13 protein-coding genes are annotated in these 12371 nt (G+C 50.2%); 7 read left to right on the top strand and 6 right to left on the bottom strand.

Going from position 1 to position 12371, the window contains the following annotated elements:
* Positions 1 to 85 precede the first annotated feature (85 nt).
* On the bottom strand, positions 86 to 958 hold the full coding sequence (locus GK091_RS23190; protein ID WP_170312769.1) for a sugar phosphate isomerase/epimerase family protein: 873 nt from the start codon (positions 956 to 958) through the stop codon (positions 86 to 88).
* A 136-nt stretch (positions 959 to 1094) separates the two neighbouring features.
* On the opposite strand from GK091_RS23190, the gene GK091_RS23185 reads away from it, so the two are divergent.
* Positions 1095 to 1967 carry an AraC family transcriptional regulator gene (locus GK091_RS23185; RefSeq protein ID WP_164042495.1) on the top strand — a complete coding sequence of 291 codons (873 nt, stop codon included), beginning with the start codon at positions 1095 to 1097 and terminating at the stop codon, positions 1965 to 1967.
* A gap of 108 nt (positions 1968 to 2075) precedes the next feature.
* Here GK091_RS23185 and GK091_RS23180 read toward each other — a convergent pair whose 3' ends face one another.
* Positions 2076 to 2954 (bottom strand): alpha/beta fold hydrolase, encoded by an 879-nt coding sequence (locus tag GK091_RS23180; RefSeq protein ID WP_164042493.1) that lies wholly within the window; start codon positions 2952 to 2954, stop codon positions 2076 to 2078.
* A 123-nt stretch (positions 2955 to 3077) separates the two neighbouring features.
* Here GK091_RS23180 and GK091_RS23175 point away from each other — a divergent pair, with 123 nt between their 5' ends.
* Positions 3078 to 3581 carry a DinB family protein gene (locus GK091_RS23175; protein ID WP_164042491.1) on the top strand — a complete coding sequence of 168 codons (504 nt, stop codon included), beginning with the start codon at positions 3078 to 3080 and terminating at the stop codon, positions 3579 to 3581.
* Here GK091_RS23175 and GK091_RS23170 read toward each other — a convergent pair.
* Together GK091_RS23170 and radA are read right to left on the bottom strand one after the other, a co-directional pair.
* Positions 3545 to 4102 (bottom strand): GNAT family N-acetyltransferase, encoded by a 558-nt coding sequence (locus tag GK091_RS23170; protein WP_164042489.1) that lies wholly within the window; start codon positions 4100 to 4102, stop codon positions 3545 to 3547. The genes GK091_RS23175 and GK091_RS23170 overlap by 37 nt on opposite strands.
* A 70-nt stretch (positions 4103 to 4172) precedes the next feature.
* Positions 4173 to 5558 (bottom strand): DNA repair protein RadA, encoded by a 1386-nt coding sequence (radA, locus tag GK091_RS23165; RefSeq protein ID WP_164042487.1) that lies wholly within the window; start codon positions 5556 to 5558, stop codon positions 4173 to 4175.
* A 228-nt stretch (positions 5559 to 5786) separates the two neighbouring features.
* Between radA and GK091_RS23160 the strand changes: the two genes are divergently transcribed.
* Positions 5787 to 6461 (top strand): porin family protein, encoded by a 675-nt coding sequence (locus GK091_RS23160; RefSeq protein WP_164042484.1) that lies wholly within the window; start codon positions 5787 to 5789, stop codon positions 6459 to 6461.
* Positions 6462 to 6719: 258 nt separating this feature from the next.
* Here GK091_RS23160 and GK091_RS23155 read toward each other — a convergent pair whose 3' ends face one another.
* The gene (locus tag GK091_RS23155; RefSeq protein WP_164042482.1) at positions 6720 to 7136 is read right to left on the bottom strand and encodes a LytR/AlgR family response regulator transcription factor; all 417 of its coding nucleotides are present in this window, start codon (positions 7134 to 7136) and stop codon (positions 6720 to 6722) included.
* 252 nt (positions 7137 to 7388) lie between these two features.
* Entirely contained in the window at positions 7389 to 7820 is a 432-nt protein-coding gene (locus GK091_RS23150) for a LytR/AlgR family response regulator transcription factor (protein WP_164042480.1), read from the bottom strand.
* Between the two features lie 366 nt (positions 7821 to 8186).
* Between GK091_RS23150 and pheS the strand changes: the two genes are divergently transcribed.
* The 4 genes from pheS (at position 8187) to GK091_RS23130 (ending at position 12281) form a co-directional block, all read left to right on the top strand.
* Positions 8187 to 9227, top strand: a complete 1041-nt coding sequence (pheS, locus tag GK091_RS23145) for a phenylalanine--tRNA ligase subunit alpha (RefSeq protein ID WP_164042478.1) — start codon at positions 8187 to 8189, stop codon at positions 9225 to 9227.
* Positions 9228 to 9323: 96 nt separating this feature from the next.
* Positions 9324 to 10532 (top strand): exodeoxyribonuclease VII large subunit, encoded by a 1209-nt coding sequence (locus GK091_RS23140; protein WP_164042476.1) that lies wholly within the window; start codon positions 9324 to 9326, stop codon positions 10530 to 10532.
* Between the two features lie 45 nt (positions 10533 to 10577).
* Entirely contained in the window at positions 10578 to 10766 is a 189-nt protein-coding gene (gene xseB, locus GK091_RS23135) for an exodeoxyribonuclease VII small subunit (protein WP_162391239.1), read from the top strand.
* 150 nt (positions 10767 to 10916) lie between these two features.
* Positions 10917 to 12281 carry a DUF937 domain-containing protein gene (locus GK091_RS23130; RefSeq protein WP_164042474.1) on the top strand — a complete coding sequence of 455 codons (1365 nt, stop codon included), beginning with the start codon at positions 10917 to 10919 and terminating at the stop codon, positions 12279 to 12281.
* The last annotated feature ends 90 nt before the right edge of the window (positions 12282 to 12371 follow it).

The following is a 12371-nucleotide window of genomic DNA, read 5'->3' as shown; positions in this document are numbered from 1 at the left end:
TAAACGAGTAAAAGAATGAATGAGTGACTGATTCGCCGTAGCGATAAAAGAGCGAAAATCCGCAGAGCACTCGAACGAGGCAGCCTTATGATGCGAGTACTTCGCTCCCTTGTTTTTTCGTTAGCTCACTTTTTATAAACGCCAGTCCATCGACCGCCAGCTGTTCGGGCGATTCAAACATGGGCCGGAAAATATGAGTAGCAGCAGCCAGTGCGGGCGGGTTCGGACCGAAGGCTTCGATGGCAATCGGGCCGGTGTACTCTACTTCCTGCAAAGCGCTGAACACATCGTCGAAATTGATATGTCCGTGGCCCGGTGTTGACCGGTCATTTTCCGAAATCTGTACATGCATCAAGTAAGGCGCGACTTTCCGCAGCGCGTCACCGATGTTTTTTTCTTCCATGTTGGCATGAAACGTATCAAAAGCGGCCCCGCAATTGGGATGATCGACCGCTTCCACATAACGTACGAGTTCGTCGGCGCAGGTGAGCAGGTAGGTTTCGAAACGATTCAGGTATTCCATCGCTAGAAGTACCCCTTTGGTTTGAGCATGTTCAGCAACTTCGCGCATGCCGGCAACGGACCACGCCCATTCATCGGCGGTGGCGGGTTTGCCGGTAAATGCTTTGAAACCGGCGTAGAATGGCCCCATCAAAATCGTAGCGCCGGCCAGCGAGGCACAGTCGACAATCGACTTGAGGTAGTCGATACCAGCCCGACGTACAGATTCATCGGCGCTGATCAGACTGTACTCTGGTCCGCAAAGCGTGCAAGCCTGTACGCCCAGGCCCAGTTCGGCCAATTGTTGACCGATACGCGTCCATTTGTCTACATTCGTGTCGTTAATTGGTATTTCGACAAATTCAAAGCCGCTCGTTTTCAGGAACGATAGCGTGTCAGAGAGGTCTTCGTCCATTGACATCGTCCAGACGAACATGTTCATTCCCAGCTTATTCATATTCAGTCTCTAAAAAATTAAACAAATGTAAAGAGTAGCGAATATATTTGTACGGCTTTTATTAGCGAATACCGACTCTATTTTTACATAAAACGGGAAAACAAGCCATCATTTACGTTAAAAAAGAAATAATTGAATGAAACAACCTCTCCGTAAAGACCTTGAGCCAGTTGCGACCTCATTCATTGTCAAAGAGTTGACTGAACTCCACTTTGATCCCAACTGGCACTTTCACCCGCACTACCAGTTATTTCTGGTTGAGGAGGGAACGGGGACTCGCTTTATCGGGGATTCAATAAAACCGTTCGGCCCAGGAGATCTGGTTTTTCTGGGGCCAAATTTGCCGCATCTCTGGCGCAGTGATCAGGCTTATTTCAACAAACAGTCGGGTTTAGTCACCAGAGGTATCGTTGTTTATTTTGCCGAAGATTTTCTCGGTACGGACTTCTTTGGCAAACATGAGATGACCTTACTGCGGCAGTTGCTGAACCATGCCCGGCAGGGGCTCGAATGGACCGGCCCGACGCGCGCCCAGGTCGAAGCTGCTCTACGCACGATGAGCAAACAATCGGGGGGCTTTGACCGAGTCATTAGCCTGCTGACTTTGCTGAACAGCCTGTCTCACGCGACTGATTTCCGGTATCTAACCAGTCCCGGCTACACGAATACTGTTAAACCGACAGAAACGGATCGGATGCAACTGGTTCATGACTACGTATTAGGCCATTTTCCGGACGATCTCAGCCTCGATACCATTGCTGATCTGGCGGGTATGACGCCCCCGGCATTCTGTCGCTATTTCAAGGCTCGTGCCAACAAGACGTTTTCGGAATTTGTCTCCGAAGTTCGGATCGGTCATGCCTGCAAACTGCTCATCGGGGGCAAATTAAGTGTAACCCAGATCAGTTTTGAAAGTGGGTTCCGAACGCTCTCTAACTTCAACCGTCAGTTCAAGGACATTACCGGGCAGACACCGTCGGCCTACGTCAGAACGTATCGACAGTTGTAAATGATAACGTCGGGGTCAGCTTCACGTTGTTCATATGCCGTATCTTGGATATACGGCATATGAACAACGTGAAGCTGACCCCGACGCGCAAAGAATAGTATCAATAACTTAATACAACGTTGTTGTACCAACGGGTTCGCGAACCGTTACGCCTTCCTGAATGAATGCCAGCAGGTCTTCGTTCAGCCGGTCTTTTTCCGTCATGAACAAGCCGTGTGGCGCTCCGTCATAAACAAGGTACTGAGCACTTGGCAAAGCGTTGGCGGTTAACTCGCCTGACGATTCGATGGGCACTGTTTTGTCGGCATCACCATGAATGATCAGGGCTGGTACATGAATCTGGGTCAGGTCATTCCGGAAGTCCGTCGTGGCAAAAGCATTCGCGCAATCGAGCGTAGCTTTGTGGGAGGCCACGTAGGCACGGGCAAAATCGCCATCAAGATGAGCCTGGCTGACGGGTTTACTAAGCAGACTCACGCCGTAGAACTGCTTACCAAAGGTTTGCAGGAAGTCAGCGCGGTCTTTCTGAAGGTTTTCTGTGATCTCGTCAAATACACTCTGATCAACGCCGTCTGGGTTGTCGTCTGTTTTGAGCAAATAAGGGGTTACAGCACTAACGAAAGCTACTTTCGATACACGTGCTCCACCGTAACGGCTCATGTAGCGGGCCACTTCGCCCCCACCCATCGAGAAACCTACCAACGTAACATTCTGTAGATCAAGCTCGTCGAGCACAGCTTTTAAATCGTCTGCTAATGTATCGTAGTCATAACCGTCCCAGGTCTGGGTCGATTTACCGAATCCCCGGCGATCGTAAGCGATCACCCGAAGTCCGTGAGCGGGAAGTTCTGCTAGTTGATAATCCCACATTTCGTGGCTCAATGGCCAGCCGTGGATCAATACTACTGGGTTGCCAGTACCTAAGTCCTGGTAGAAAAGTTTAATGTCATTGCCGGACGCATCCGTACCTGCTTTGATGTAGCTCATAACGTATTAACTTGTTGAGTTGAACTCTTGTACTCTATTCACTTACTTAACTAGTACGGTACAAAATGGTTTTCCGTCGCTCATCCATTTGGTAGTTTTTCACGATTGGTTTATCATTAAGCCATGAAACAAGCGCTTCTTACCCGGCTGGCTACTCAGCCTGATGCCCTGACCCACCTGTTGTTTGGTCTTACGGAAGATCAAATCAGGCAACGACCCCAATCTGGCAAATGGTCAATTTTCGAAAATCTGGCTCACCTGGGACGGTATCAGGAAATTTTCACCGATCGAATTCAACAGATTAATACCGAGGACGCTCCAGTATTCAGCCGCTACGTTGCTGATAGTGATTCCGGGTTTATGGGATGGACACAACTCTCGTTCGACACCCTGATCGAGCGGCTACGCGGTGAGCGGGCTGCGTTAAATGCGTTTCTGAGTATTCTGCACGAGGAGCAGCTCACGAACATTGGCATTCACCCCGTCTACGGCCCGATGACCATTGAAGGATGGGTAGAGTTCTTCCTGCTCCACGAAGCCCACCATTTCTTCACCATTCTGCAAGTAGGTGGCCCCCTTCGAACGAGCGATCAACCGATGGGCTTGTACCCGCTGGCCGTTGGGTAAAAGCGTTCGTATACGTTTTCCCGGATCTGCTTGCTGAAAGTGCTGAACCGTTCCTGATCGTGAATAGCCGGTATTGACAACAGTTCCATCGGAATGCCGGTGCCGTCTGCGCGGTAGGGAGGCTGGTGGTAAGCGAAGGGATTGCGGGAAAAGCCCTGCCGTTCATAAAACTGAATCCGTCGCCTGCTGATGTCGTCGGTGGGGAGTTCCACTTCCAGAACCAGCCAGGCAGGATCTAACGTTACTAAAAGCTGCATTGCTTTTTGTCCAAACTGCAATCCGCGCTGCTGCGGGTCAATGGCAAAATGCTCAACGTAGAGCAACGTGTCCCACTGCCAGTAGATAATGAATCCGACCAGTTGCTCCTGCTCCAGTATGGCGCAGAGGTTCATATCCGGACAATCGAGGAGTTGGATCAGTTGCCCGAACGTACGCCGTTCGGCTAGTGGGAACGACTCTTCATACCACATTCGGATTTGCGCTAAATAAGGGTGTTCCTGGGTGATTCGTAGAAAATGCATAGCCAGTTATTAATCAGTACCGTACAGTCCGTTTCCGCAGTCGAATTCGTCAACCCGACTGCGGAAACACTTACATCAACACACCCTGAAACACTTCATCCAGGCGGGATACAGGCTTGATACTGATCTTATAGCCTTTCGTATCCAGCCCTTTCATGTTGTACTTGGATATAAACATCTGCTTGAACCCTAATTTTTCGGCTTCGGCGATGCGCGACTCAATCCGGCTCACCGCCCGCACTTCACCTCCCAACCCAATTTCGGCAGCGAAGGCAACCGAGGGCGGAATGGCAATATCTTCGTAACTGGACACCACGGCAGCACACACGGCCAGATCGATCGCCGGGTCTTCGACGCGCAGGCCACCCGCGATGTTCAGGAATACGTCCTGCTGCCCTAGCCGGAACCCGCCACGCTTTTCCAGTACGGCTAGTAACATGTTCAGTCGCTTGGCGTCGAAGCCAGTGCTGCTACGCTGCGGAGTACCATACGTGGCGACGCTGACCAACGCCTGGGTTTCGATCATGAGCGGTCGGTTTCCTTCCAACATTGAACCAATCGTTACGCCACTCAGGGCTTCGTCTCGCTGAGAAATCAGAATTTCGGAGGGGTTGGTTACCTGACGGAGACCCGTACCCAGCATTTCGTAAATACCCAGTTCGTCGGTGCTGCCAAACCGGTTCTTGTTTGTCCGCAGAATTCGATACGTCGTATGCCGGTCGCCTTCGAACGTCAGCACGGTATCGACCATGTGTTCCAGCACTTTAGGACCGGCCAGCGCGCCTTCTTTGGTGATGTGCCCGATCATAAAGACCGGCACCCCGCTCTCTTTGGCGTATTTCATGAACTCGGCGGCACACTCACGCACCTGCGAAACACTCCCCGCCCCCGACTCGACCAATGACGACTGCATAGTTTGAATCGAGTCGATAATCAGGATTTCCGGTTCAAAATGCTCGATCACCCGGAAGATGTTCTGCGTTGACGTTTCGGTCATTACGTGGCAGTCGCTTACGGGCACGTCCAGTCGTTCGGCGCGCATCTTGATCTGTTGTTCGCTCTCCTCGCCCGATACGTACAGCACGCGCATACTCGACAGGCTAAGCGCGATCTGAAGCAACAGGGTGGATTTACCGATGCCGGGTTCTCCACCAATCAACACCAGCGATCCTGGCACTATGCCGCCACCCAGCACGCGGTTCAGCTCAGCATCGTTCGTATAAATGCGCGGCTGTTCTTCGTAATTGATGGCGTGTAGAGCTTTCGGTTTGGCTACTACTTTTACGCCACCGGGTCCGGTCGATGGGCTGCGCCAGCCGCCTTTTTCGGGTTCATCCTTTTGAAGAACTTCCTCAACCAATGTATTCCATTCCCCACAAGCCGGACAGCGGCCCAGCCATTTGGCCGACTGATGGCCACAACTCTGACAAAAATAGGTGGTTTTAAGCTTAGCCATTTTTCGGTTAACAGTGAGCGGGAAACTGGGTATTATTAAAAAAATCGAGCGTCAATTAAACGTTTTGGCAGACGGCTTATCCAACCGACAATGCCGGCCAGATTGGCGTCTGTTTAGGGGTAACTACTCTACCAGGTAAACGCCGTTTGATCGAAATAAGTTGACTTTTCATACCGCTCCGGGACAATTCGCGTTTAACCAAATGGTTCATCTATTTTACAACCAACTATGAAAAAGAACCTTTTATTCATTGCACTTTTACTGCTCCCGGCACTGACATTTGCCCAGGGCGGCTTTCAAATCGGCATCAAGGGAGGAGTTAATCTTTCCAAGCTCAGTTTCGGCGAGTTCATACGAACGGGCACCAACGCCAACGGTTCACCAACGGCGGGCGTTGATGGGCAAACATTTCGCGACAATCTGAGCGCAAGCCTCGACACCAAAACGGGTACCTCGTTCGGTATTTATACTCGTTTTGGCAAGAACCTGTTTCTGCAACCCGAATTGCTCTACTCCACAAAGGCCGGTTCGTTCAACATCGTGCGCAATGGGGTTTCGGAAAACGTAACGGTTAAAACAACCAGCTTCGACGTGCCAATTTTGCTGGGTATCAAAGGCGGCCCGATTCGGGTGATGGCTGGTCCTATCGTTTCATTCAGAATCAACGACAACCAGAGTTTAAGTAACGCGATCCAGCAATATACAAGCAGCTCGCTCAATGACGCCTGGTCTAAAGCGTATTACGGCTATCAGGTCGGTGGTGGATTAGACCTCGGCTCATTTGGTCTTGATGTTCGTTACGAAGGAAACCTGACGGATATAGCGCAGATCGAAAACGGTGCGGGCAAATTTAGTCAGCGGCTGAATTCGTGGCAGCTCACATTAGCGTACCGCTTGTTCTAATTAGTAACGGTAACAACCCGTATTGAAAAAGGCGATCCTGCACATTGCGGGATCGCCTTTTTCAGTACGGGTTTGTTCAGGTCAGCACACTATGTTTTAACATTCCGCGACAAATCACCGTAACAAAAACAAACCGTTGCCATCCACTCCCAGGGAGTCCGCAGCAACGGTTGTTCTGTTTATTAACCCACTAGATTATGTGCAAACCAATTGCATTCGTCAGCTCCCGATAAGCGGAGTCTGGTCCACCCACACTTGTTAGTTGAGTAGCCGCTGCCAGAACTGCGTTAGCTGCAACGTGATGTCTTTCATGCGACGACGGGAAATAGCGACTTCACGGCCATCGGCAAGTTGTACCTGGCGTTCTTTATTGAAAACGCTGCGTTGCACGTAAGCCAGATTTACGATGTATGATTTGTGAACACGAAGAAAGATCGATCCGTCGAGCGTTTTTTCGAACTCTTTCAGTGTTTTGGATACCAGGTATTTTTTGCGATCGCGCGTAAAAAGGAACGTATAATTTCCTTCGCCCTGAAGACATAAAATGTCATCGACAGAAATAAAAATGGTACGGTTCAAGTAAGGCAAAGCGATTCGCTGCGAACCCCGCTGATAAGAAGCCGGGAACTGAGGGATTATGGCGAGTGGCGGAGAAGAGAGAACAGTGGCTTCCATAGCGATTACGTTTTTGGTTCAGTGTATTGATTGGTCATTGGTGAAACAAAATTACCGTCTTCGCATGGGTTGAAAAACGAATGGCTTGATCGTCAAGGCCTGAATTTTCATCCAAGCTATTGACAATCAAGCCATTGTATCAATATACACTAAATTCTTCGAGTGAATGTACCCAACTTAATACGTAAAACTACGTGGTTGAGCCAGTGGGAAGCATACGGGGTACTTCCGGGGAAATAACCCCATTCTGATCTAATTCAAGGCTACAGGTTGAAAATCGCGGATACGATCCATAAACATTTGCGCCCGGCGACGTGAAATTTTCACCTGCTGGCCATCCGTCAATTCTAACTCGCCTTCTTTCTTCACGAAAAACTTTCTTACAAAACCAAGATTAACGATACATGACTTGTGAACCCGAACAAACGCCTGGCCATCGAGCAGCATTTCATACTCTTTCAGGGTACGAGACACTAACATTTTGGTACCATCTTTCAGGAAAAAATTAGTATAGTTGCCGCAACCTTCCAGACGAACGATTTCGTCGACAGACACGGTACGTTTACGGTCGTAAAATGGAATCAGTAGTTTTTGCAGACAAGAGGAATCGGCAATTTTTTCCACACTTTTGTGGAACGGCATGGACATGGGATCGAAGATGGAGTCGTTGGCAAATGTTTTCATAGCCGCTACAAGTGAGGTTTGATGATTAATACTTTGAGATTGACTTTCAGGGACTTATTCTACCGATCCACCGACGGATTGTGTAATCTAAGTGTGTATTCTACTGAGTATAAGCACAAGAATCAGTCCTACTTAGTGCACAGACGACAATTTCTTCATATTATTTTCTAAATATCTATATTTCAGTGTAGTTTTGCCGCTTACTCAACAAATCTCGGCGGAAATATTTGTTTACTACGAGGGCATCTGTTTCGTAAAGCTGAGCAAGTATGACCTCAATCGGTACGTATGGCTGGCAACTAACAATGGCTGCTCTGCCGGTTTTACGTATCTTTGCCGGTAAAAAGACTGATCAACCTGTAGCTTATGCTGGAGAACGTTAAAGCCATATACGAAGAGATTAATCACTATACGGTTGCCTCAAAAGAGCAGCTGGAACAATTTCGGATGCGGTTCATCAGTCGCAAAGGTGTTATAACCGAGTTGTTCGAAGGACTGAAAACCATTCCGGCAGCCGACAGACGCGCCGTTGGACAGGAACTCAATGGGTTGAAAAATCTGGCGCAGGAACGTTTCGACGCCTTTAGTCAGCATGTAGACGATCAGCAGACTTCGGCCAATAGTGCTCCCCCCGTTGACTTGACGCTGCCGACGGTTCCCAACCTGACCGGTACGCAGCACCCGTTAACCCTGGTCAGACAACGAATTATCCAGATTTTCGAACGTATCGGTTTCAATGTGGCCGACGGCCCGGAAATCGAGTCAGACTGGTACAACTTCGGCGCGCTGAATTTCCCCGACAATCACCCGGCCCGCGACATGCAGGACACGTTTTTCGTCGATAAGAAGGACAACGATCCGTCGGGCGATATGCTGTTGCGGACGCATACATCGAACGTGCAGATACGCCTGATGGAACACCAGAAACCGCCTATCCGCTCCATTATGCCCGGACGGGTTTACCGGAATGAAACTATCTCGGCACGGGCGCACTGCATGTTCCACCAGGTCGAAGGTATTTATATCGACCGCAATGTTGGGTTCAAGGACCTGAAAGACACGCTTTATCATTTCGTGAAAGAGTTGTTTGAACCGGGTACGCAGATACGGTTCCGCCCCTCCTACTTCCCGTTCACGGAGCCAAGCGCCGAAATCGATATTTCGTGCCAGATTTGCGGTGGTAAAGGCTGTAATATCTGCAAACAGTCGGGTTGGGTCGAAATTGCCGGATCGGGTATGGTCGATCCGCAGGTTATTGCCAACTGTGGCATTGACCCGGACGAATATACGGGCTTCGCGTTCGGTATGGGTATCGAGCGCATCACCCAGTTGAAGTACGTAGTGAACGACCTGCGGCTGTATACTGAAAACGACGTTCGCTTCCTGCGACAGTTCGAAGGCTTATAATCTGGCGAAAAAGCGAGTGAGTGAACGGGCAAATACGACTCATTAGTTATTCACTCAATAGCTCACTCACTCTTTCACTCACTCGCTTTTTTCACTATGTCTCCCATCCGTCTTTCTGATTTAGCCTTTACACTCGAAGCCGTTATCGACGAAGCGTTCGGGCAGAAAGCGGTTTGGGTCATTGCCGAAACGAGCGACATTAAGAATTATCCGGATCGAGGCTATTGCTTTCTGACGCTGGTTGAACGCGATACGACCGGCTCATCGACCGGCAAGGAAACACTGGCCAAGCTCGATGCGGCCATCTGGCGGAAACATTACCACACAATCAGGGAGTTCGAGAGCGCTACCGGCGTGGGGTTTGCCCGTAATATTCAGGTCTTGCTGCTCGTCTCCGTAGGCTTCAATCCAGTTTATGGCTTACGACTGGAGATTCTAAAAATTGATCCGTCCTACACGCTCGGGAATCTGGAGCGCGAACGGCAGGCTGTTCTGGATGCCCTCGTGCTCAATCATCCTGATCTGGTCTGGCTCGAAGCGGGTCAGTACATTACGGCCAATCAATTACTGCCCCGCCCCGCCGTGATGCAGCGACTCGCCCTGATTGCCGCCCCCGGCTCCGATGGCTGGCGCGATTTCCGGCACGAGTTAACACAGAATCCGTTCGGCTATAATTTTCTGGTCGATGAGTATTTGACGCAGGTTCAGGGAAAAGGAGCCGAAAAGTCCATTTGCGACCAGCTGGAGCGCATACGAACGAGTGGTGTAGCCTATGATGCCGTGATCATTGTGCGGGGGGGTGGCTCACAGCTCGATTTCGGCTCGTTCGATACGTATCTAATGGGGGAAACCGTTGCCGGGTTTGGTATCCCTATTCTGGCTGGTATTGGGCACGAGCGTAACGTCAGCATTACGGATTTGCTTTGTCACGAGAGCGTCAAAACGCCCACGAAAGCAGCCGCCTTTCTGCTTGAACACAACCGCCAGTTTGAGGAAAGTTGCCTTCATCTGCGCGACCGACTGAGTGTAGCCGCTCGTGAAGCGCTGCAAACGGCCCGCGAACAACTTGATACTGAAACCGAACGGCTTCGGTTCGTTATGCACAATTATTTCCGCGATTGCCACACCGATCTAGCAAAGAAAGCCGTCACCATTCGCCACCTCGATCCGGCCAACGTGCTTCGTCGTGGCTACGCACTTATTCTGCGCAACGGTCATATTTTGACCCAACGAAGTACGATCCAATCCGGCGAAACACTTCAGATACAGATGGCTGACGGAGTTGTTACTGTAACCAGTGATTAGATGACGAGCCAGCCATCTGAAAAATTGCCTATTAAACACGCACCTATGACTTACCAGGAAGCCTACGATCAGCTCGCTACATTGGTCGATGAAATTGAAAATGACCAGGTTCCACTCGATGAGCTGCCCGGAAAAATTCGATTAGCCACCGAATTGATCACCTTCTGTCAAAATCGGCTTCGGGATGTCGAAACAGAATACCAGGAAGTTATAGAGCGGTTACCCAAACGGTGAAATCGGGAATTTTATCGGTAAGCTTTATGTGTCCTTTGCCAAACCTTACCTAATTTTATCGCCATGGGACTTACCCTGGGGTATATGTGCCGATTTTCGGTTGTGATGTGAGAAGTTACCCCTACAGACTGCCTGATTGAAACTCGTTCTATGAATTTGTTTGCCACGTTAACTGAAGTATTGAATCCGGACGTCCTGACGCGTATTGCGGCCTATATTGACGAGCCGACCGAAAAGACAAACAGAGCCGTCAATGGTCTTGTTTATACGATCGTGGGTGGACTGATGAAACGGACCACGACCGAAATAGGTGTTAATCAGCTTTTTAATCATATTCAGAAAGGCCGTTACGACGGTTCTCTGACTGACAATCTAGCCAACGTTTTAAAGGATGCCACGCAAACCTATGCGCTCATCAACCAGGGCGACGAAGTGATCAGTCATCTGCTGCCAGCCATGAAAAGCTCCATTGGCAGCATGATTTCCAGTTATGCTGGTATTCGTAATTCGTCGGCGATCTCGTTGCTCGGTCTAACCAGTTCTATCGTCCTGCATGTCCTGGGCAAGCAGGTAAAAGACAAGAAACTGGACGCTGATGGATTAGCCTCTTCGCTCTTCGCCGAACGGGACGCCTTTGTCACTACGGTTCCTGAAGATTTTCTTCCCCGACTCGTTGAGAAAGTTGGTCTTCAGCAAATTATGAGCGGTCTGGCTGTTCCGGCACGGCGCAATACAGCCGAAGCGCCCGGACGTTCATTCGCTACCACGTCCAGTCCGGCATCACGGTCGACCACTACCGTTACCCGCCCATCTATTAACTACGATCCTGTCGACGATTCGGATACTGACAGCGGGGCGCTAACGAAATGGGGAATGGGGCTGCTGATCGCCGGGCTTCTCGCCGTTGTGATTTATTACGTGTATCAGAACACCATAAATCATTCGTCTACCTCCGAACAGGCCAGTGATGTAACCACGATCACGGGCGACACCATTCAGGCTGACACCGTCACCCGGTCGCTGGCGGTCCCCATCGATACGACAGCGAAGCCGAAGCCCAAGGCGACCATACCCGTTGCTACGACAGCCGCCTTAGCAGCTCAACCAGGTGCTCTGGCTGGTAATCTGACCCAGCAGATGACGCCTTACCTCAGCAATCCAGCCCTGCCCAAAGGACGAGCATTTCCATTGGCGGGCCTTGCTTATTACCCTGGCTCGCTATCGATGACGGCTGGTTCTCAGGCCGTAGTCGGTGAATTAGCGACCTTATTGAAAACACACCCGCAGCTTCAGATCCAGCTTGTCGGCTATGCGAACGATGCGCAGAGAGGCATCACCAATAAAAGTTTATCCTTCAAGCGGGTCAACCAGATCAAGCAGCAACTGATGACCTCCGGTATTGATTTTTTGCGGATTGATGCCCTTGGCCGAGGCACGGGTGTCGCCCGAAACGATACATCCGCCGTGCCAAAGCCAACGCTCCGCAAGATCATTGTGAAAGTTGTTGTCAAATAAGTGATTCCGGCCAACGGGTCGTTCGTACACATGACTAAGCCGTTGGTCCAACAGCTCAGTCATCAAACAACTTCATATCTGCCGGGTTGA

Source organism: Spirosoma agri, assembly GCF_010747415.1.
Lineage (GTDB): Bacteria > Bacteroidota > Bacteroidia > Cytophagales > Spirosomataceae > Spirosoma > Spirosoma agri.
This window is presented reverse-complemented; position numbering and strand designations above follow the sequence as displayed.

Coding starts and splice junctions, on each gene's coding strand:
- GK091_RS23190 (WP_170312769.1), bottom strand. CDS start 958: ATGAATAAGCTGGGAATGAACATGTTCGTCTGGACGATGTCAATGGAC.
- GK091_RS23185 (WP_164042495.1), top strand. CDS start 1,095: ATGAAACAACCTCTCCGTAAAGACCTTGAGCCAGTTGCGACCTCATTC.
- GK091_RS23180 (WP_164042493.1), bottom strand. CDS start 2,954: ATGAGCTACATCAAAGCAGGTACGGATGCGTCCGGCAATGACATTAAA.
- GK091_RS23175 (WP_164042491.1), top strand. CDS start 3,078: ATGAAACAAGCGCTTCTTACCCGGCTGGCTACTCAGCCTGATGCCCTG.
- GK091_RS23170 (WP_164042489.1), bottom strand. CDS start 4,102: ATGCATTTTCTACGAATCACCCAGGAACACCCTTATTTAGCGCAAATC.
- radA (WP_164042487.1), bottom strand. CDS start 5,558: ATGGCTAAGCTTAAAACCACCTATTTTTGTCAGAGTTGTGGCCATCAG.
- GK091_RS23160 (WP_164042484.1), top strand. CDS start 5,787: ATGAAAAAGAACCTTTTATTCATTGCACTTTTACTGCTCCCGGCACTG.
- GK091_RS23155 (WP_164042482.1), bottom strand. CDS start 7,136: ATGGAAGCCACTGTTCTCTCTTCTCCGCCACTCGCCATAATCCCTCAG.
- GK091_RS23150 (WP_164042480.1), bottom strand. CDS start 7,820: ATGAAAACATTTGCCAACGACTCCATCTTCGATCCCATGTCCATGCCG.
- pheS (WP_164042478.1), top strand. CDS start 8,187: ATGCTGGAGAACGTTAAAGCCATATACGAAGAGATTAATCACTATACG.
- GK091_RS23140 (WP_164042476.1), top strand. CDS start 9,324: ATGTCTCCCATCCGTCTTTCTGATTTAGCCTTTACACTCGAAGCCGTT.
- xseB (WP_162391239.1), top strand. CDS start 10,578: ATGACTTACCAGGAAGCCTACGATCAGCTCGCTACATTGGTCGATGAA.
- GK091_RS23130 (WP_164042474.1), top strand. CDS start 10,917: ATGAATTTGTTTGCCACGTTAACTGAAGTATTGAATCCGGACGTCCTG.